The sequence below is a fragment of the Trichocoleus sp. FACHB-40 genome (assembly GCF_014695915.1).
GTDB lineage: Bacteria > Cyanobacteriota > Cyanobacteriia > Cyanobacteriales > FACHB-T130 > Funiculus > Funiculus sociatus.
Genome location: NZ_JACJPF010000044.1, coordinates 36040 through 56311, shown reverse-complemented (window position 1 = coordinate 56311; position 20272 = coordinate 36040). Strand labels below are relative to the sequence as shown.

15 protein-coding genes are annotated in these 20272 nt (G+C 47.9%); 7 read left to right on the top strand and 8 right to left on the bottom strand.

Annotated features, from left to right (window positions below; translation table 11 throughout):
• Positions 1-2 precede the first annotated feature (2 nt).
• Positions 3-731, top strand: coding sequence for a tyrosine-protein phosphatase (locus H6F63_RS08030; RefSeq protein ID WP_190636387.1), 729 nt, complete (start codon positions 3-5; stop codon positions 729-731).
• Positions 732-1047: 316 nt separating this feature from the next.
• Here H6F63_RS08030 and H6F63_RS08025 read toward each other — a convergent pair whose 3' ends face one another.
• Entirely contained in the window at positions 1048-1656 is a 609-nt protein-coding gene (locus H6F63_RS08025; protein ID WP_190636385.1) for a hypothetical protein, read from the bottom strand.
• A gap of 253 nt (positions 1657-1909) precedes the next feature.
• On the opposite strand from H6F63_RS08025, the gene H6F63_RS08020 reads away from it, so the two are divergent.
• From H6F63_RS08020 to H6F63_RS08010, 3 genes are all read left to right on the top strand, one after another.
• A complete protein-coding gene (locus tag H6F63_RS08020) occupies positions 1910-3364 on the top strand; it encodes an efflux RND transporter periplasmic adaptor subunit (RefSeq protein ID WP_199297878.1) in 1455 nt (484 codons plus the stop codon).
• A 40-nt stretch (positions 3365-3404) separates the two neighbouring features.
• Positions 3405-6680, top strand: coding sequence for an efflux RND transporter permease subunit (locus H6F63_RS08015; RefSeq protein WP_190636383.1), 3276 nt, complete (start codon positions 3405-3407; stop codon positions 6678-6680).
• Between the two features lie 236 nt (positions 6681-6916).
• Positions 6917-7387, top strand: coding sequence for a DUF4079 domain-containing protein (locus H6F63_RS08010; protein WP_190418891.1), 471 nt, complete (start codon positions 6917-6919; stop codon positions 7385-7387).
• Positions 7388-7435: 48 nt separating this feature from the next.
• On the opposite strand, the gene H6F63_RS08005 is transcribed toward H6F63_RS08010, so the two are convergent.
• Positions 7436-8107 (bottom strand): DUF1997 domain-containing protein, encoded by a 672-nt coding sequence (locus H6F63_RS08005; protein WP_190636381.1) that lies wholly within the window; start codon positions 8105-8107, stop codon positions 7436-7438.
• 219 nt (positions 8108-8326) lie between these two features.
• Here H6F63_RS08005 and H6F63_RS08000 point away from each other — a divergent pair, with 219 nt between their 5' ends.
• Together H6F63_RS08000 and H6F63_RS07995 are read left to right on the top strand one after the other, a co-directional pair.
• Positions 8327-8989: an SDR family oxidoreductase gene (locus H6F63_RS08000; protein ID WP_190636378.1), complete on the top strand. Its 663-nt coding sequence runs from the start codon at positions 8327-8329 to the stop codon at positions 8987-8989.
• Entirely contained in the window at positions 8986-9648 is a 663-nt protein-coding gene (locus H6F63_RS07995) for a glycoside hydrolase family protein (RefSeq protein WP_190636376.1), read from the top strand. Before H6F63_RS08000 ends, H6F63_RS07995 begins: the two co-directional genes overlap by 4 nt.
• Before the next feature lie 274 nt (positions 9649-9922).
• On the opposite strand, the gene H6F63_RS07990 is transcribed toward H6F63_RS07995, so the two are convergent.
• The 4 genes from H6F63_RS07990 to H6F63_RS07975 all read right to left on the bottom strand — a co-directional run bounded on the left by H6F63_RS07990 (position 9923) and on the right by H6F63_RS07975 (position 12486).
• The gene (locus H6F63_RS07990) at positions 9923-10309 is read right to left on the bottom strand and encodes a VOC family protein (protein WP_190636374.1); all 387 of its coding nucleotides are present in this window, start codon (positions 10307-10309) and stop codon (positions 9923-9925) included.
• An 80-nt stretch (positions 10310-10389) separates the two neighbouring features.
• Positions 10390-11187, bottom strand: coding sequence for a 2-succinyl-6-hydroxy-2,4-cyclohexadiene-1-carboxylate synthase (menH, locus tag H6F63_RS07985; RefSeq protein WP_190636372.1), 798 nt, complete (start codon positions 11185-11187; stop codon positions 10390-10392).
• Positions 11188-11319: 132 nt separating this feature from the next.
• A complete protein-coding gene (locus H6F63_RS07980) occupies positions 11320-11880 on the bottom strand; it encodes a Uma2 family endonuclease (protein WP_190636370.1) in 561 nt (186 codons plus the stop codon).
• Positions 11881-12120: 240 nt separating this feature from the next.
• A complete protein-coding gene (locus tag H6F63_RS07975) occupies positions 12121-12486 on the bottom strand; it encodes a metal-sensitive transcriptional regulator (protein ID WP_190418876.1) in 366 nt (121 codons plus the stop codon).
• A 200-nt stretch (positions 12487-12686) separates the two neighbouring features.
• On the opposite strand from H6F63_RS07975, the gene H6F63_RS07970 reads away from it, so the two are divergent.
• The gene (locus H6F63_RS07970; protein WP_190636368.1) at positions 12687-13904 is read left to right on the top strand and encodes an HhoA/HhoB/HtrA family serine endopeptidase; all 1218 of its coding nucleotides are present in this window, start codon (positions 12687-12689) and stop codon (positions 13902-13904) included.
• Between the two features lie 128 nt (positions 13905-14032).
• On the opposite strand, the gene H6F63_RS07965 is transcribed toward H6F63_RS07970, so the two are convergent.
• Together H6F63_RS07965 and H6F63_RS07960 are read right to left on the bottom strand one after the other, a co-directional pair.
• Positions 14033-18118, bottom strand: a complete 4086-nt coding sequence (locus H6F63_RS07965) for a DNA-directed RNA polymerase subunit beta' (protein WP_190636366.1) — start codon at positions 18116-18118, stop codon at positions 14033-14035.
• A 162-nt stretch (positions 18119-18280) separates the two neighbouring features.
• A complete protein-coding gene (locus H6F63_RS07960) occupies positions 18281-20158 on the bottom strand; it encodes a DNA-directed RNA polymerase subunit gamma (RefSeq protein ID WP_190418870.1) in 1878 nt (625 codons plus the stop codon).
• Positions 20159-20272: the final 114 nt, after the last annotated feature.

Genomic DNA, 20272 nt, shown 5'->3' with positions numbered 1-20272 from the left:
TCATGTCTTTAATTCCACAGGAACCTGCACAACGTCACTTGCCACTGCAAGGTAGCTACAACATCCGCGACATCGGCGGTTATGCTACTTTAGATGGTTGCCATACGCGCTGGCGACAAGTTTTACGGGCAGATAGTCTGCATCGTCTCACTCCAGAAAGCCAGCAAGCACTTATAGATTACGGTGTGCAAACAATTGTTGATTTGCGTCGTGTGTTTGAAGTGAACAATGCTCCCAATGTCTTCTCAAAATCAAAAGTAGTAACTTATCTAAACCTGCCACTATTTGGTAATGAAGTTGTATCTGCTCTGATGCAAGCGAAAACACTGCTAGAACAGTATTCTTTACTGCTGGATTCCTGTCAGAAACAAATGAAAGTCATTTTTGAGACAATAACAACCAGTTCGTTTCCTATGGTAGTGCATTGCTCAGCTGGGAAAGATCGGACTGGTCTGATCATTGCGTTCTTGCTAAGTATAGCTAACGTGCCAGCAGAGACAATCGCCCAAGATTATGCCTTAAGTGAATCTTACCTGGCCCCGTTGTTTGAAAAAGACCTGGAAGTAGCAAGACGCAATGGCTACGCGCACATATTTGAATGTGAGCATGAAACAATGGTGGACACTTTAAATTACTTGCAAGAAAAGTATGGTGGCGCGATCGCATACTTACATAAAATTGGGATTACGGATGACCAGATTAATCGTTTACGCACAATTATTGTTGATTAATCAGGGAGTATAGCAATTCAAGGATTGGGCGCGATACATCTGTAGGGACATGGCATGGCCCATCGGTGTCAATTTAAGCTTGGCGGTTGAAACCGCAGCTATACAAACAAAACCCGGATGGTGCGCGGGTTTCAAAAGTCTTAATTTTCCGTTAGTCCGCGCAGGCGGACTTCGTTTTTGTAGCCGCGAATTCCATTCGCCAGGGCTTAAGTTAACACTAATGGGCATTGCCATGTCCCTACCAAGGTGGCTATAACGCCTACAAGTGAGAACCGCTATATTTCTCGTTTTGCTATCCGCAATATCCAGACTTTTCTTATCTTCCAATAATTGGAGGAGAAACAACGCGACGTAGTGGCGCTTCATTAGCCATTGAATATGCCATGAACAGCATACTTAACCGTTCTGCTTGCGGAAGACTCACTCGATAAATCAGGTTGTCCTGCTGCCACATCACAGAGGAAAATTCATAGGCGGGTTTTTGCTTTGAGCCTTCCAATAGATATCCTTTAATATTGGGCTTTAAGGTGATGCGATCGCCTGTAGCTTTATGTTTTTCTAAATCTCGGATAGCATTGGGCGAAGTATTCCTCGCTACCGAAAAACTGCCGAGTAAGCAGGGTTGGGGGCCACTGATACAGGTAAACAGGCTAACTGTTAAACCTGCTGGAGTTTCCGAGGGAAAGACGCGGACAATTAACTTAGAAAAATCTATATCTGGAAAGCCACTAAGTTGAATTTGAGATGGTAAGCGCATTACCAACCCCAGCGGCAAATTGCTTTGAATTTCTTGTAGATGGGGAGTAAATATTTCAGCTGGTCGCGCCTGAACTGGTTTGTTTGCAGACGCTACTACTACGATTCCAGCGATCGCTAGAATCAGGCGTGGAAATAATTTGTTAATTTGTAAAACTTGGTAAAGCAATTTTTAAATTTATCAAACTCTTAAAAGAAACAATAGCAGATGTCATGTACCTTAAGGTAGATTTTCTGCTCGAAAACAGAAGCAGATGAATAATATCCGTGACTTATGGCTGACTAAAGAAATTCGATTTGCAATTTATGATTACAAGTAAACCTTTGTAAAGTATCTTCAGTCTAAATACACAGCCACCCTATTTCTAGTTTATCGCCCCGTCGGGCGGTCAGCCCGATAGTCTCCTGATTGGAACCTCACCGTGCCATTTAATTTTATGTCTGCTGAATTATCTACTAAAAATCAAAAGACACAGCAAGAAGGAAAAAGCAAAAGTCAAAGAATATTTCTTTTGCCTTTCGCCTTTTTATTATTGCCTTACTTGTCAAGTTGTGGTATTTTACCGCAGCAGCAAGCGGATGCTCAAGCTCCACAACAGCAACAACGGGGAGGAGCCGGAGGGATAACCCCAGTGGATGTAGCGATCGCTCGTACCGACACTCTCCAAGAAGAGATAAAGTTTATCGGCACCACTCGCCCGGTTCGGGAAGTCTCGGTACAACCCCAAGTGGAAGGACGACTGCTATCTCTCAAAGCGGACGTGGGAGATACAGTGGCGCAGGGTCAAATTGTTGCCCAGTTGGATGACACAATATTGTTAACCAACGTCAATCAGGCGCAAGCCGAACTTGCAACTCTTCAATCGGAAGTGGCACGCGCCCGAACTCAGGTAGGCAATGCACGGACACAGGTAGAACAGGCAAAAGCTCAATTGCAGCAAGCACAGAGGGACGCGGCTCGACTGGCTGGATTGGCGCGGCAAGGCGCGATCGCTCAGCAACAAGCAGAATTAGCCCAAACAGAGGCTCAAACGGCTCAACAAGCTTTGCTCTCTGCTCAGGCACAGGTGAGTACAGAACAGCAAGCAGTCGTAGCGGCTCAAGGCAGAGTTAAGGCGCAACAATCTGTACTGGCTCAAAGTCGCGAACGCCAATCCTATTCAGTATTAACTTCCCCAATTAGCGGCGTTGTCGTTTCCAAAGGGATAGAACCAGGCGATTTGGCGAACCCAGGTAGTGAAATCTTGAAAATTGGAGATTTCAGTCGCGTCACAGTGGTGGTGCCAGTTTCAGAATTAGAACTGTCAAAAATTCGGATTGGGCAATCGGTACGAGTACAGCTAGACGCTTTTGCAAACAGAGAGTTTCTTGGAGAAGTAGTTCGCATTTCTCCCGCAGCGAATGTAGCGGCTCGTCAAATCCCAGTGGAAGTCACAATTGCCAACCCTAAAGGCGAGATTAGCAGCGGACTACTTGCACGGGTGAGCTTTTCGTCAACTGCCTCCGAACGGGTATTGGTGCCACAAACTGCCTTGCAAGAGAGACCCGGCGGTAGGGGCGGGGCAAGCTCACCCACAGAGGGTCAGGGGAGCAGAGAGGCTAGAAGCGGTGGTGCCGCAACCGCTCCTGAGCAGGCACGCAATTCAACATCCCAAATCGAAAATCCTAAATCTAGCCAAGCGACAGTATTTGTTTTGGACAGAAACGGGAAACAGCCAACAGTGCAGGCTCGATCGGTGACAGTAGGCGATCGCGCAAATGGAAAAGTCGAAATTCTCTCTGGTTTAAAACCAGGAGAGAGATTCGTAAGCCGTAGTGGTAAGCCGCTAAAAGATGGTGAGCCAGTGCGCTTAAGTGTTCTTTCTGAAACTCAGTAATGGGCAATCGGGATTCACCAATTAGCAATTAGCAATTACCATGTCTGGATTTAGCTTAAGCGCGATCGCCATCCGCCGTCACATCGGCACACTCATGCTCACCATCACTACGTTGGTGCTAGGAGTCTTCTTTCTCTCCCAACTGCAAGTTGATTTGTTGCCGTCTATCACCTATCCCCGGATTGGGGTGCGGCTAGAAGCCCCTGGAATCTCTCCAGAGGTAGCAGTTGACGAAATCACTAAGCCGCTAGAAGAAACTTTGAGCGCCACACAAGGAGTGGTGCAAGTTTACTCCCAAACCCGCGAAGGGCAGGTAAGTTTAGACTTGTACTTTGAACCGGGTGGCAACATTGACCAAGCGCTAAACGATGCCACTGCTGCCTTTAACCGGGGTCGCAGCAGGCTCCCCAGTACCATCGAAGATGCCCGCTTATTTAAAGTTGACCCCTCCCAGCTGCCCGTTTACGAAGTGGCGCTGCAATCTGCTTCCTTGGGGGATGCAGATTTACGAGTATTTGCCGATGAAGAATTATCCCGCGAACTCGGTGTAGTCAATGGTGTCGCCGCCGTCGATATTGCGGGTGGTGTGGAAGAACAAGTGCGGGTGCAAATTGACCTGAATCGCTTACAGGCGCTAGGGGTGAGTTTGGTAGACGTGTTAAATGCTTTGGGCGATCGCAACCAGGATATCTCTGGCGGTCGTCTGCAAGGCGCTGACTCCGAACCGCTTACCCGTACCGTCGGACGCTTTCAGAATGCCCAAGAAATTAGCAATCTCTCCTTTGAAGTTGGTTCCCCAACCCCCAGCGCAGTAGGAGCGCAAACCCCCGCGCTTTTACCGCAATCTCGCGTTTATCTAAGAGATTTTGCCGAAGTCATTGATGGGACAGAAGACCAGCGGGTATTTGTCTATCTGAATGGGCAACCAGCGGTAAAACTCAGCATCCAAAAGCAACCGGATGCTAATACTATCGAGGTTGTGGATGCAGTTAAAAAACGGATCGAAGAACTGCGCCAAGCTGGGGTAATTCCCGAAGACATGAAACTGTTAGCAACGCTGGATGAGTCGAAATTTATCAGCAACTCCATCTCCAACGTGACCAGTTCCGGATTGCTGGGTGCAGGGTTGGCAGCGGTGGCGGTGATGCTATTTCTAGGTAGCGCCCGTCAAACTTTAATTATTATCATCGCCATTCCTCTAGCGACTATCGCGGCGATTATCTTAATGCAGCTATTTGGACTTTCCATCAACATTTTCAGCTTAGGTGGTTTGGCGCTGGGTGTGGGGATTGTCGTAGACAACTCTATCGTGATGATGGAGACAATTGCCGAAGGTGCTGGCATGATTCCGGGTCAGGATAGCAAAGCCCGCATGAATAGCCAGCAAGTAATCGATCAAGCAGAACGCAGTGGTCGCGAGGTGGAATCGGCGCTAATTGCCTCTACGACTACTAACTTGGTGTCTGTGCTGCCGTTTTTGCTGATTGGTGGCTTTTTCTCCCTGCTATTTAATGAATTAATTCTTACCATTAGTTTTTCTGTAGCTGCCTCCCTATTGGTGGCGCTGACAGTGGTGCCAGCACTCAGTTCCCGGTTGTTGGCAATCCAGTGGTCGAGTGGCGTAGGTAAGTTTTGGCCTTTGCGGGAATTTAACCGCCGATTTGAGGCAGCGACTGGCAGCTATACCCGCTTTCTGACTGGAGTAGTGCGTTATCGGTTGTTAGTAATCGCCGCGATAATTCTGCTTTTCGGCGGCAGTAGTTTGTGGATGGTCGGTCAAATTCCTCAAGAAATTCTGCCTCGGATTAATACAGGTCAAGCAAATTTGTTTGCCCAGTTTCCTCCTGGAACTAGCGTGGAAACTAACCAAAAAGTGATGAAACTGGTGGACGAAATCCTGGTTAAACAGCCAGAAAGCGACTATGTATTTAGCACAGCCGGAGGTTCTCTGTTCGGCAGTACCACCAATGCCAATCCCCTCCGAGCTTCCAGCTCGATTACTCTCAAGCAAGGTACAGATGTCGAGAAGTTTGTCGAAAAAGTCAATCAGGAGTTTAACAAACTTAATTTGGCGGGGATTCGTCTGCGATTGAATCCCGGTCAGGTACGAGGGATTATCCTCAGTAACTCGCCAGTGCGGGGGGCGGATGTGGATATCATCCTCCAGGGAAACGATGAGCAGCGGTTGCAACAAGCGGGGCGGCAAGCGCTGCAAGCCTTGGATGAGCAGGTAAAAAGTGCAACTTTCCGACCTGATGCTGACTCTCGACAACCAGAAGTGCAGATTCGACCAGATTGGGAGCGTGCAGAAGAGTTGGGTTTGACGACGCAAGACATTGGGCAAACGATCCAGACGGCAATCGAGGGGTCAGTCCCGACTCAGTTGCAAAGAGGCGATCGCTTAGTAGATGTGCGCGTACAATTCAATGAAGAATCTGTAGAACGCGCTTCTCAGCTTGCACAAATTCCCTTATTTGTCAATAACAACAGCTTAGTTCGGTTGGGTGATGTCGCGACCATTTCCGAAGGTCAAGCCCCCGGTGAAGTTCAGCGGATTAACCAACGACAGGTTTTTATCATTGCGGGTAGTCTGAGCGAAGGAGCTAACCTCAGCGACGCCCTGACAGAGGTAGACGAGGTACTGGGGAATTTGCGATTACCTGAAGGTGTGAGCGTGATACCCAGTTCGACAGCGGAAACGAATCAGCAGTTGCAAAACTCCTTGACAATTTTAGGAGGTTTAGCTGCTTTCTTGGTTTTCGTCGTTATGGCGGTACAATACAACTCCTTAATTGACCCCTTGGTGATTATGCTCACGGTACCGCTGGCTTTAGCGGGCGGAATTCTGGGGCTTTATATCACCCAAACCCCTATCGGTGCTACGGTGCTAGTCGGTGCGGTGCTGCTGGTGGGGATTGTGGTAAACAACGCCATCATCATGGTGGAGTTGGCTAACCAGATTCACGAACAAGAAGGCATCGACCGACAAGCGGCGATTTTAAAAGCGGCTCCCATGCGCCTGAGAGCGATTATGATGACCACCATCACCACGGTTCTCGGCTTGTTTCCTTTGGCGCTGGGAATCGGGGAAGGCTCAGAATTTCTGCAACCGCTAGGCGTTGTGGTGTTTTCCGGTCTATCTCTGGCGACACTGCTAACGTTGTTTATTATTCCCTGCTTCTACGTGCTGCTGCACCAGTTCCCATCTGTGAAATTGCCGCGATTTAGTTTTAAAAAGAAATCTCGCAAGGCTTTTCGAAGCAAGGAACACCCAAGTCCTTCACAAAGCAAAAAGGAACAGATAAAACTTAAATAACCAAGCAATTATCTCGTTCATAATCTCTGACTAGGAACGAGATAATCGTTTTTACAGCGGCTTCCAGTCGAATGAAGTACAGGCTATCTGGAGAGATACCCGACTTCTTGGAGAAGTCGGGTATCTGTGTACCTTACCTCACTCGCCCGAAAAGCGCTGTATAAGTAATGGCCACTACCCAAGGACAGATGGGGATTATGCTAATTTTTATAAAGTTCCTTAATAATCCGAATCTTATGAGCTTGGAGATCCCCGTCTCGATTAAACCCTGGCTTAATTTCATTCACCCAGCTTTAATGTGGGTGCTGCTAGGTGTATCCGTCTATGCCCTCTATTTAGGCGTTAAACTCCGAAAAACTAGATATGCTGAAGGGGAAGCCAAGAAAGAGCTGATTAAAGGCAGATATAATGTCCGGCACTACCAGGTAGGTTCAGTGCTTTTAGGGTTGATGGTAATCGGTACGCTTATCGGTATGGGCGCTACTTACATCAACAATGAAAAACTGTTTTTTGGGCCTCACCTTCTAGCTGGGTTAGGCATGACAGGTATGATTGCGGTTTCAGCTTCCCTGTCTCCCTATATGCAAAAGGGTCACGATTGGGCGCGTTACACTCACATTGTGTTGAATTCTGCTCTCTTGGCGCTGTTTGCCTGGCAAGCTTTCAGTGGTGTGGAAATTTTGCAAAGGATTATTAGCAAGATGTAACCTAGCTAATGGCTAATAGCTAGTTCAAGACCTATTAGCCATTAGCCATTAGCCCTTTTTTCTCGCTTTTTTCGGTAAGGGTAAGCCGAGAGTGGTGTGAAAGTCTTCCTGCACTTTGTGGGTGAGACGGCGGGAAACTTGGCGGACGATTTGCGCGAGTAAGCGATCGCCTGTATTCTGGATCGCAGACTTGGGCAACTTGTAAATAAACTTGGGAAACCGCAGGTAAACTGTTAAATCCAGCTGCCACTGAACGCGGGTGATGGTTAACCCATCTGTCGGTACTTCCACCAATTCCATCACCGCTTTATAGTCAACCTCATAGCCCGGAGCCACGTAATCTGGAATCGGTATCGTTTGGATACGATAAACGCCGCGATCGTGGGGTAGCAGTTCTAAGCCGATTTTTGGCTCTACCTCATAGCCAAAAGCTCCAAAACGCCCTATTACTAGCGAATAGCCGTTTTCTCCCAGGGGTTGGGCTGCCATCGGGTGGGCACAGCGACAGAACCAACCTTGGTGAGTATCCAGATACTTAGCTACTGTGTGAGCATCGGTATACAGTTCCATGCTGTCTTCAAAGCGAGTGTGAAACCGCGTTGGCTCAATCGTACTGTCGGCTTCTACAACTAAATTGTCTAACTCCATGAAACTTGGTTCTAGATTGCACATTGCTGACTGAATCTCAATCGCTTGACTATCAACAAATTGTGACTGCATCACCTGCTCTCCTGCGATGGTTGCCGTTTCCCTATATAAAGGATTCCCCCAAAGAGTCCAATTGTTTCCATAAATTGCATTTTTTTTCTAAAAGACGACAACGCCTCATAGTTCATACAATTGAAAAGTTGGACTTTACTGCAAAATAAAAATTTTCTCTGTCCAATAAGCATAGCTTGCGAATTCAAAAGTGGACACGTGTAATATACGGAGAAAGGGATGAAAGCATTTGTAGCAGGGGCAACGGGAGAAACTGGTCGCCGGATTGTACAAGAACTGGTGAAGCGAAATATACCTGTTCGGGCGTTAGTACGGAACAGGGAAAAAGCTAGGGGAATTCTCCCAGATGCGGCGGAATTAGTAGTTGGGGATGTGTTGAAGCCAGAAACTCTCAGTGTTGCTTTGGGTGATAGTACGGTAGTGTTATGTGCTACTGGTGCCGCACCAGGTTTTGACCCGACTGCACCGTACAAGGTAGACTACGAAGGCACAAAAAATTTAGTAGATGCAGCCAAAGCTAAGGGAATTGAGCAATTTGTACTGGTTTCTTCAATTGGTGCTTCTCAATTTTTCCATCCGCTGAACCTTTTCTGGCTGATTCTCGTCTGGAAGAAGCAAGCTGAGGAGTATATTCAGAAAAGCGGTTTGACTTACACAATTGTGCGTCCAGGGGGTCTGAAGAATGAAGACAGCTCAGACTCGGTGGTAATGTATAACGCAGATACCCTGTCTTTGAGTGGCAGCATTCCCCGTCAGAAAGTGGCGCAGACGTGTGTGGAAGCACTATTTCAACCAGCGGCTCAAAACAAAATTGTGGAAGTCATTGCTAAGCCGGAAGCTTCTCCAAAAAGCTGGGAGCAACTTTTTGCTGAGGTAGCATGATTGAGACGTCACCTAAAAAGCAGAGAACCGCGGCGATCGCTGGCATCATTGGATTGCTATGCTTGCTCTTTTACATAAGGGCTTGCGAAAAACCGCTATCGCGCCTAGTATTAGACCCATCTGGAGGGGCAGACGGGACACAGCCTCTGGTGATGCAGGGAGGCGATCCTTATATTCGCGCTTTGATGCGGACAATTTCTGCCAGCGAAGCAAATGTGGCTCATCCTTACTCAGTGATCTACGGTGGCGATCGCGTCCGCGACCTCAGCAATCACCCTCAGCAGTGCGTCACAATTGTTAATGGCCCAAATATGGGAAATTGCTCAACTGCGGCGGGACGCTATCAGATGATCAACACGACTTGGTTTGAGAAGGCTAAGCGCTATCATCCACATCCGTTTGAGTTTATGTTTTGGCAGTCTTATAGCTTTGAGGCGGAATTTCAGGATGCGGTGGTTTATGCTTGGTTGAGCGACGCAGGTGCTTGGGGTGTTAACATTTCTGAGTTACTGCGGCAAGGTAAGATAAATCAGGTTTTGCGGCGGCTTTCTGGCACTTGGACAAGTTTAGGGTATGGGATAGAAAACAATTCCATGAGTAGCAAGTTGCCGAGGATTTATCAGCAAATGCTGAAAGAGGAACTAAAAGCCTCTGGGTGAAAAAAGGCATAAGCCAAAAAAGAAACCAGATTTCTTAGAGGATGTCTGAAAAGTCATAATCGAGACGCTTAGACGGTCGAGATCCCCCTTGCATCCCTCTTTTTAAGGGGGACTAAGACTTAATTCTCCCCCCTTTTCTCTAGCGCAGCGGCGCGTTAGCGCGGGGGCTGAGGGGATCAAGCTAACTTTTGACACTTCTAGGACATCCTCTTAGGGTGCGTTACGTTATTCTTAACGCACCTTTCTCAAAATATTCTGATTTGAGGCAGTTTTTCTAGTTCTCGTAAATCTCTAAAGGTAATCCATCTGGATCGCTAAAGAAAGTAAACCGCTTGCCAGTAATTTCATCGATTCTAATATCTTCTACTTGTATATCTTTAGATTTTAAATAGCAAACTGATTTATCTATATTTTCAACTACAAAAGCTAAATGCCTCAATCCGCAAGCTTCTGGGCGACTCACTCTTTGAGGCGGATTAGGAAACGAAAATAATTCTATTTGAGCGCTGCTACCAACTCTTAAATCTAATTTATAAGAATTTCTTTCTTCTCTGAATGTTTCTTTTATAACGGAAAATCCTAAAACTTCTACATAAAATTGTTTTGATTTTTTATAGTCAGAGCAAATGATGGCGACGTGATGAATTCCTGTGGTTTCCATAATTTAATTCCCATAAACTTACGATTTTTTGGTACCCATTGCCATACGTTGAGGTAATAACACCAAAATTACAATGATTCTTAACTTAAAAACAGTCTAACATTTTTAACGAAGTCATTCAGATTTTCAAAATGAACATTATGTCCACAAGTTTTAATGATGTTCAACTTCGCTGATTCACACAAACTAGCCATTTCCGAATTAATATTAATAAATTTCTCATCATATTCCCCAACCAGCAAAAGCAGAAGCGTTTTATTTTCTTTTAAGTTCTCCCACAAAGAAGGCTGACATCCACTACTTAAATTACGCAATGACTTAGCCAACTCTATTGGATTATTTTGTAAACGATACTCTACGAGACGCTCAAATTCTGGGTGTTTTTTAAGAGAAGCAAAAAGCGGTTGATTATACCAGTTTGATAGAAAAGATGTAAAATTAGTTGTTTCTAATTGATGGGCTATTTCAAAATCCCGTTGACTTCTTTCCCATTGTTGGTGTTCAGTCTTCAAGCCTGGAGATGCCGATTCTAAAACTACTTTATGAAAATATTTAGGAAAATTAAGAGCTAGATACAAAGCTAAACGTCCACCCATCGAATAACCTACTAAAAAACATTTTTGAATGTTTAAACTATCTAGTAGTTTGATTAATGCGTGGGCAGTGTTTGCCATTCTGTAGCAATCATCTCCAGCGATTATTCTAGTTTTTCCATGACCTGGAAGGTCAACGGCGAGACAACAAAATTGGTCAGACAATAAGGATATAACTTGATTGAATTCATTGCTATCTCCCAAAAATCCATGCAAAAAAAGAATCAGTGGCTTATCTTTGCTACCACTGAAAGAATAATGAAATTGATAATTGTCAAAATTCATTTTATATAAATACTTTAAGAAAGCCTATTTGATATATAACAAGTGGCTTTACGAATGCGATCGCATTCTCCCGGAGGCAGCAAAGTAGGCGAAGCGTGCAATGAAGGAGATTTCGCGCACTTTCACCTGAACTTAAATAAAAGTCAACCAACCAAAAACTTGTTCATGTGTTAGTTTCAACTCGACTCCAGTAAGAATTGGCAACTGATTAGCACCTGTAAATAGTTCCACTCGCTGACCGGGAAACATTACTATAATAGAAGCCTCTTCTGGGTCTATTAACCAACCTAACTCGGTGCCGTGTTGCGAACAATGCAACAACTTACTAAACACTTTAGTTTGTCTTTGGTTTGGGGAAAGAATCTCAATCACCCAATCAGGATGAATTTCAAAGTGATTAGCAATTCTCCCTGATGGTTCAATGGGGATTCTTTCCCATCGAAATACAGCAATATCAGGGACGATTACATCACCGCCAAAAGTGCAGCGCAATTCTGGGAAAGCATAAGCAATTTTCTGGCTTTTAGCGACTCGATTAATTACTTCGCAGAGTTTACCTTGAAGTAGGCTGTGTTCACCTTGAGGCATCGGCTTCTGAATAATTTCTTCATTGATAAATTCTGATGCAGGCTTAGTTTCTGGAAGTTTTAGAAACTCTTCTAAGGTCAGTTTAGGTTTAATAGCTATGCTCATAAGTCATTTGCTTGCCGCTATGATACTTTTTTAGTTTTAGCGCGATCGCTTCTGAATTTGACCCATGACCTCTCCCCTTGTAGGAAACCGCGTAAAATCGTTAGGTTTGTATTCCACTCAACTACGAACCGCTATAGCATCCTTGATACAAAAAAACCCTGCGAACAGGGTTCTTTGTCAAGTAGATATAGAGAAAAACGCAATGCAGCCATCACCCTGAGTCGAGATTGATTTCTTAAATTAAGGCAGAAATCTATCTAAAGCAGCCTTTAACTCTTCGATTTCAACTTCAATATTGCCTTCTTTGGCAGCACGACCGATACACTCAGTTAAATGCTCATCCAAAATCATCCGCGCCACCCGATCCAAAGCACCCCGCACGGCAGCAACCTGCACGAGGACATCAGGACAGGGGCGGCTTTCCTGTACCATCGTCTTAATGCCCCGGATATGTCCTTCAATCCGAGATAGGCGGTTAATTACTCGTCGCAGTGATTCTTCGCTGTGAACGTGATGATGGGGCGACTCTTGATCCTCATGAGTATGCGGATGCGGATGATCCTGAATGGGAAAGTTTTGGTCAAGTTTAGGGTTCGATCCAATCATGTAGAGTCGTCCATAAGGCATCTGTATAACATAATCTAACCTATCTGAGGGTCAGTACCTCTGGTAGTTTAAAGAAATTTGGGATGTAGGGAAAACCGCATCAGCGATCGCGTCTGAGGAAAGCCAATTCCACTGTAAAAATAGCTGTAGGGCTATTTATTGTTGCCGCCTAGACCATCACGAAGCTAAAAATTGATGCTATGCAGTTTCCATTTTCTCAATTTCCACGTCAAATCGCTACCTATGTATTTTCCATCCTTCTAGGAGCCATTCTGACAGCTGGCGTTTATCGCGTCCTGCCATCTCAAGCCGGGGTTGCTCCTAAGAAATTTTCATCATATCAAGAGGCCCCGGAGCTACTGGCACAAAGCACTATCTCCAGAATTCCCGAAACAGCTGCTGGCAGTTTTGTTACCGCAGCGGTGAATCGGGTGGGTAAAGCTGTAGTAAGGATTGATACCGAGCGTACAGTCAACCGCAACCCGGATCCATTATTTGACGATCCCTTCTTCCGGCGTTTTTTTGGCGAAGAATTGCCAAGAGGCCCTATGCAAGAGCGTCTGCGCGGTCAAGGCTCTGGTTTCATTATTGACAAGAGCGGAATTATCCTAACAAATTCCCATGTAGTGAATCGAGCCGATAAGGTGACTGTGAGACTCAAGGATGGACGTACCTTGGAAGGAAAAGTACAAGGTGCAGATCCGGTGACAGATTTGGCAGTAATTAAGATTAATGACAGCAGCGATTTGCCAGTGGCACCACTAGGAGATTCTAACGAGGTGCAAGTAGGAGACTGGGCGATCGCAGTCGGCAATCCTCTAGGATTGGATAATACCGTTACCTTGGGAATTATCAGCACCCTCAAACGCTCCAGCGCCCAAGTCGGTATTCCCGACAAACGGATAGACTTCATTCAAACTGATGCAGCGATTAATCCCGGCAACTCCGGCGGGCCATTATTAAATCAGCAAGGCGAAGTTATTGGCATCAACACGGCAATTCGCGCCGATGCGATGGGTATTGGCTTTGCGATTCCCATCAATAAGGCTAAAGTAATCTCCAGCGCACTAGCACGCGGGGAAAAAGTTCCCCATCCCTATCTGGGTATCCAGATGGCAACCCTAACACCAGAAGTAGCATCTGAAAATAACAGCGACCCAAATGCTCCCTTTGAGGTGCCGGAAATCAATGGCATTTTAGTGGTGCGAGTTCTGCCAAATACTCCAGCAGCAGCATCTGGAATGCGTCGGGGGGATGTAATTGTCCAGATTGACGGACAAGCAGTGGAAACCGCCGCCGAGTTACAGCGCATCGTAGATAGTAGTCGCATCGGTCAGATGCTAGAGATGAAAGTGCAACGCGGCAGAGAGACTACGTCTATCGGCATCCGCACTGGCGAACTGCAAGAACAATCTTAGAAAAGGCAAGCTCTTCGGTAAGTAAAAAGAAAGGGCGCACAAGCTAATTGTGCGCCCTTTCCTTTGCGGGGTACTGTACTGGAGACTGGGCAAGACTTATGCCAGTCCGTAGTCCCTAGCCCCTTTCTTTAGTCCTCGTCATCCTCAAAGTCGCCATCGTCATCATCATCAACGAGTTCGTCATCATCTAGAACCGGGGGGAAGGAAGTGCGATCGCTTCCCATTCCGTAAGTGGGTCGTTCCTCAAATCCCATTCCGGGATTGTAAGCGCGTGCTGTGCGGTCATCCAGCACCACATCCAGTGCGTCTTCCTCAACATCGAGTCCGCCTGCAAATGCCCCAGTAAAGTCAACCGTCTCGTTGTTTGCTTCCTCAAAGGCGTTGAACCCGGTTCCGGCTGGAATCAGTCGTCCGATGATCACGTTCTCCTTGAGACCGCGCAACCAGTCAGATTTACCTTCGATCGCCGCCTCGGTCAGCACCCGCGTCGTCTCTTGGAAAGATGCCGCAGAGATAAAGCTGTCTGTGTTCAAACTAGCTTTGGTAATCCCCAGCAACATTGGCGTGTATTGTGCTGGCGCTCCTCCGGTGATGGCGATCGCTTCGTTGACTTGCTCTATCTGCCGCAACTCCACCAGTTCCCCAGGCAGCATGATCGTGTCCCCACCATCATCCACCCGCACCTTGGAGGTCATCTGCCGTACTATCACCTCAATATGCTTGTCAGAAATATCAATCCCCTGCGATTGATACACCGACTGCACCTCGTTCACCAGGAAGGTCTGGACTTTCTGCAATGCCCCTAGCGCTGCTTCATAGATGCCCATCGTCTCGCGATAATGGTCAAAGAAAATCTCCAGAATCTCGTGCGGGTTCGCAGGGCCATCCGTCAGCGCTTCCGCTGTCTCCACGCTCATACCGTCACCGATAATCACGTTCTGACCAGGGCCTAGCGGGTAGTCAGCTACTACCCCATCCGCCTCGATTACCTTAATTTCCTCAGCTTCCTGCTGCGAGCCATAAACCACCTGCGTCGTCCCGGATCGGCGTGTTAAAATACACGCCTCCTTCGGTTTCCGAGCTTCTAGCAGTTCCTCAATCCTGGGCAAACCCTGGATGATATCCCCAGTCTTGGCTCGTTCAAACACCAGCAGCACCAGGTTATCCCCCCGCTGCACCAAATCGCCATCGTCAATGTGCAGCACAGCTCCCGAAGACACTCGGTAAGGACGCGCCAAACGCAAAGTTACTGAATTCTCGGTTACTGAAAGCACTTGACCGGATTCCGGTGTTGGCAGTCCCGGCGCAAGCGGAGTCCCCGACACCAATAGCGTTCCCGGCTTTACGGTAGGCTTCGCTCCTGATGTTTCAATCGTTACGCGATCGCTATCCCGAATCAGCAGCACCCGACGAATCGAAGCATCCCCAGGACGAATCCCGCGCACTTCTCCCGCGTCTTTGCACTGAATCTCAGTTCGCGCCACAACCGCCCCCGGCTCTATTTGCTGCCCATCCGTCACCATAATCCGGGTGTGCGTGCTGCCGCTCAAAGGATCTGCCACCGTATCCCGCCGGATCACCAGCGTCTCAGACACCAGCAGTTGCAACCGATACTCGGAATAGTTTTGAGTTTCTCGGCTTAAGCTTTGAGTTGAATCTTCTGGCTCAGAACTCCCGCCGGAGTCATCAGTCCTGTCGATTGGCAACAACTCAATATCCGCTGCCAGCAGTTCCAGCCCCGCTATAGACGCAGGTTTCAAACCCGCCCCTTCCGCTGAGCTATCTTGCTCGCCTCCAGCGCCAATTTCCAGCACCAACTGCGTCCGCAACAGTTCCAGCGCTTCTTTTGACTTCACCCGCTCCCCATCTTTATATGGCAGCCGCTGCACCGCGCGCAGCTCAATGGTATATCGTCCTTTGCTGGAAAGCGATGCTTGGGAAGGTACGCTTGGTTCATCGGGTACTTGGAACTCCACCACCGGACGCAGCAACAATGCTGGGCCCTCTGGAGTCTCCACAAATTCAACGTACCGCAGTTCGTTTGTCACCAGCCCAGGAACTATTTCCTGTCCCGGATAAAACAGAGTTGCGTCTTTCCCCATCACTGCCTCTGGGTCGTCCACCAGATGCAGATCCCCAGGCTTAATCACAATCTCCCGCAGAATATCATTTTTTTGCGTCACTTCCACCAGACCCGAAGTCTGACAGAAGATATCTTTAACGACCTCAGTCCCGACTTCTACATATTGAGCGTCCTCAACCTGTAACAAGGAAATATCCTTATTCACCTCGTGGGACTCTTCCGGTATCCACAGCAGCGTCCCGCCTTTGATGACTTCATACCCCAGCTTGGCTTTTGCTTTTTTGGCAACTTCCACCCCGGCGTATTTAATAATTCCCCCGGTGGTGGTGCGATAGCGGTCGTCTATCAACTCCGCAACCACCGCGTGATTCTGCACCTTCGTCCCTGGTGCCGCCTTCAACTGAAAGCGTTGCGACTCGCCAGTGTAAATCGTGTAGTGGTCTCGCCCAGCGGTCGTTTCTGACCGCACCCGCGCTTGGTCTAGCAGTACAGAAGCCGTGATGATTTCAATCTCTCGACCCCTAGAACTGCCAGTCTCCGCCTTCAGGCGCACCACTCCTCCATGCTCACTCACCAATTTGGTTTCTGCTAGCACGTCTTGGTGATCCACCATCGTACCATTCTGGACTACTGCTTCTGCCCCAGGCGGCAAGTTGTAAACTTCCCCTGAGAGAATCCACAACAAACCACCCCGCGCTGCAATTCGGGTGGTGTTCCCTTGACGGTCGGTTTTCTCTTCTGGCAGCAATCCTTCAAATTTCACTTCTCCCGCCAAGTCGGTTGTTACGTCCTTGGCAGCTTTTTCAGTGTGTGCCTTGGTCGGGGCAACAATTGCTACCTCTGCCAATAGCACTCCCTCGGTTACTGTGTCTCCAGTATTGCAGTATAGGGTTGAAGCCTGAGTCAGAGGAATTGTCGTTGCTTCCCCTCCGGAAGCAGGTTCCAATACCAATGCCCCATTGTTAGATTCCACCAACAGAGCATCTTCCCCGTGCCGAGTTCTTAAGGGGCGCGTCCGCATCCCCCGGCTGAAACGCACCTTCCCATCAAAGGGCGCTCTCACTTGTCTGGCAACCTCTCCGGTGAATACTCCTCCGGTGTGGAACGTCCGCATCGTCAGCTGGGTTCCCGGTTCCCCGATACTCTGGGCGGCAATAATCCCGACGGCTTCTCCCAAATCGACCGGGTGTCCGTGGGCCAAACTCCATCCGTAACAAGACTGACAGACGGATCTCGCAGCTTCGCAAGTCAGAGGCGATCGCACGATCACTTCTTCTACCCCAGATGCAGCCACTGCTTGTGCCAATTCTTCTGACAACGGCTGATTTCTAGTCATCACCACTTCTCCAGTGGTGGGGTGAATCACATCCTCTGCCAAAACTCGGCCCAAAAGACGGTCGCCCAGTGGAATCAAGACGCGATCGCCAGAAGTCATTGCCGTAACCTTCACCCCTCTTGGGGTGCCGCAGTCCACTTCCCGCACAATCACATCCTGGGACACATCCACCAAGCGTCGGGTCAGATATCCCGAATCCGCCGTCCGCAAAGCAGTATCCACCAATCCCTTCCGCGCTCCATAAGAAGAGATGATGTATTCCGTCACCGTCAGACCTTCCCGGAAATTGGTCTTAATCGGCAAGTCAATAATTTCCCCTTGGGGGTCTGCCATCAAACCACGCATCCCCACCAACTGGCGCACCTGGGAAATATTTCCCCGCGCCCCAGAAAACGCCATCATATACACGGAGTTCAAAGGGTCTTTCTTCCGGAAGTTGCGAACCACCTCATCTTTTAGTGACTCAGAGGTGCTGTTCCAGGTATCAATTACCTTTTGGAAACGCTCTACTTCCGTAATTTCTCCTCGCGCATAGCGGGCCTCTGTAGCGCGAATTTCCGTCTCAGCCGCTTCCAGCAGATCCCGCTTGGAATCCGGCACCTGCAAGTCATCCACGCTGATAGAAACACCCGCTTTGGTCGCGTAATGGAAGCCTAAATCTTTCAGCCTATCGGCCATTTGTGATGTCCGGGCTGACCCATAGTGGGTAAAGGCCCAGGCAACCAGCTTCTTCAGCTGCCCTTTATCAACCATTCGGTTGTGAAAAATATTTTTGATTTCAGGTTGCTCTGCCATTTTTGGATTTTAGTTTATGGATTTTGCAGAGGTTGGAGTTTCTCCGCCTCTGATGATTAAGCCAGTGCAAAGACTTCGGATTTTGGATTAAAAAGTTACTCAGTTTCCCTTACAATTTCTTACTTCCTGGTGAGCAACCCCAATCCAAAATCCAAAATCTACTTAGCCTGCTAAGGCTTCTTGAACCGTCTTGTTGTAGATAATTCGCCCAGGCGTAGTCCGAATGTATTGAGTCAAAACATTCCCTTGCTTATCTTCACGAAGGCGGCGGAACTTGTAGGTTTTCCACACCGTGCCATCAGCCAAGGTTTCCACCTTTTCCGGCTCCAAATCCGGTTTATCATTTTCTACCACACCGTCAAAGCGTACCCAGATGTAGGCGTGTAAATCCACCGCCGACTGCTCATAGGCTAAGAGGGCATCATTCAAGCTGGCAAAGTAACATCCCGCCCCCTTGGTTGCTGCCGGGTTTTCCGCCGTCAGGTAATAGCAGCCCAACACCATGTCCTGACTCGGCGTAACAATCGGTCGTCCAGTCGCTGGTGAGAGAATGTTATTAGATGCCAGCATCAGTAACCGCGCCTCTGCCTGAGCTTCCAGAGAAAGCGGCACGTGAACCGCCATTTGGTCGCCGTCAAAGTCCGCATTAAACGCCGGACATACTAACGGGTGCAGTTGAATAGCTCGACCCTCTACTAGAATCGGCTCAAAAGCTTGAATTCCCAGACGGTGAAGCGTTGGTGCGCGGTTCAGTAACACCGGGTGTCCCGCAATCACGTCTTCCAGCACATCCCATATAGCAGCGTCGGATCGCTGAATCAGCTTTTTAGCTGCCTTGATATTATTCACCAAGCCGCCGCGAATCAGTCGATGAATCACAAACGGTTGGAACAGCTCAATCGCCATTTCTCGTGGCAAACCGCACTGGTGAATTTTCAGCTTTGGCCCCACCACAATCACGGAACGTCCGGAGTAATCTACCCGCTTACCCAACAAGTTTTGGCGGAAGCGTCCTTGCTTACCCTCAATAATGTCCGATAGAGACTTCAGGGGTCGGTTATTCGCTCCTACCACCGTGCGTCCCCGACGACCATTGTCAATCAGAGCATCTACCGCTTCTTGCAACATCCGCTTTTCGTTGCGGACAATAATTTCTGGTGCCAAAATTTCCTGCAATCGGGCTAGACGATTGTTGCGGTTAATCACCCGCCGATACAGGTCATTCAAGTCAGAAGTAGCAAACCTGCCTCCATCCAGCTGCACCATTGGGCGCAAATCTGGCGGAATCACCGGAATCATTGTCAACACCATCCACTCTGGTTTTGATCCCGTAGCGATGAAGTTGTCAATCACCCGCAGGCGCTTAATCAGCTTTGCCCGCTTTTGACCTTTGGCTTGCTCAATTTCCTTTCTTTGGGACTCCGCCTCTGCTTCTAAGTTAATGTCCTGCAAGAGACGTTGCAGCGCTTCTGCTCCGATTCCCACCTCCACACCTTGCAAGGTAGAATCTTCGCTATACAGCTGCTCCTCAATTTCCAGCCATTGGTCTTCTGTGAGCAACTGCTTGTAAGTCAGATTATCCGCATTGCCGGGGCTAAGCACCACATAGGCATTGAAATAGACAATCTGCTCCACATCCCGCAGAGGCATATCCAGCAGAATTGACATATAGCTGGGAATACCTTTGAGATACCAGACGTGTGCCACGGGAGCGGCTAGTTTTATATAGCCCATGCGATGACGGCGCACTCGCGATTCCGTGACTTCCACACCGCAGCGTTCGCAGACAATCCCTCTGTGACGCACCCGCTTGTATTTGCCGCAGTGACACTCCCAATCTTTTGCTGGGCCAAAGATGCGCTCGCAGAAGAGACCATCCATCTCTGGTTTGAGCGTCCGGTAATTTATTGTTTCGGGTTTCGTAACTTCACCTACGGCTTGACCATTAGGTAGAGTTCTTTGTCCCCATTCCTGAATTCGCTTTGGCGATGCCAGAGCAATTTTTACGTAATCAAACCGCTGTTCTAGCTGATTTCTCATACTAAAGAAGTCAAAAGTAAAAAGTTAAAAGGCAAAAAAGAAAAGGTAAAAGTTAAAAGGCAAAAGGCAAAAAATCAAGAAAAAGGAAATATTTTTTCTTTTTTTACCTTTTAC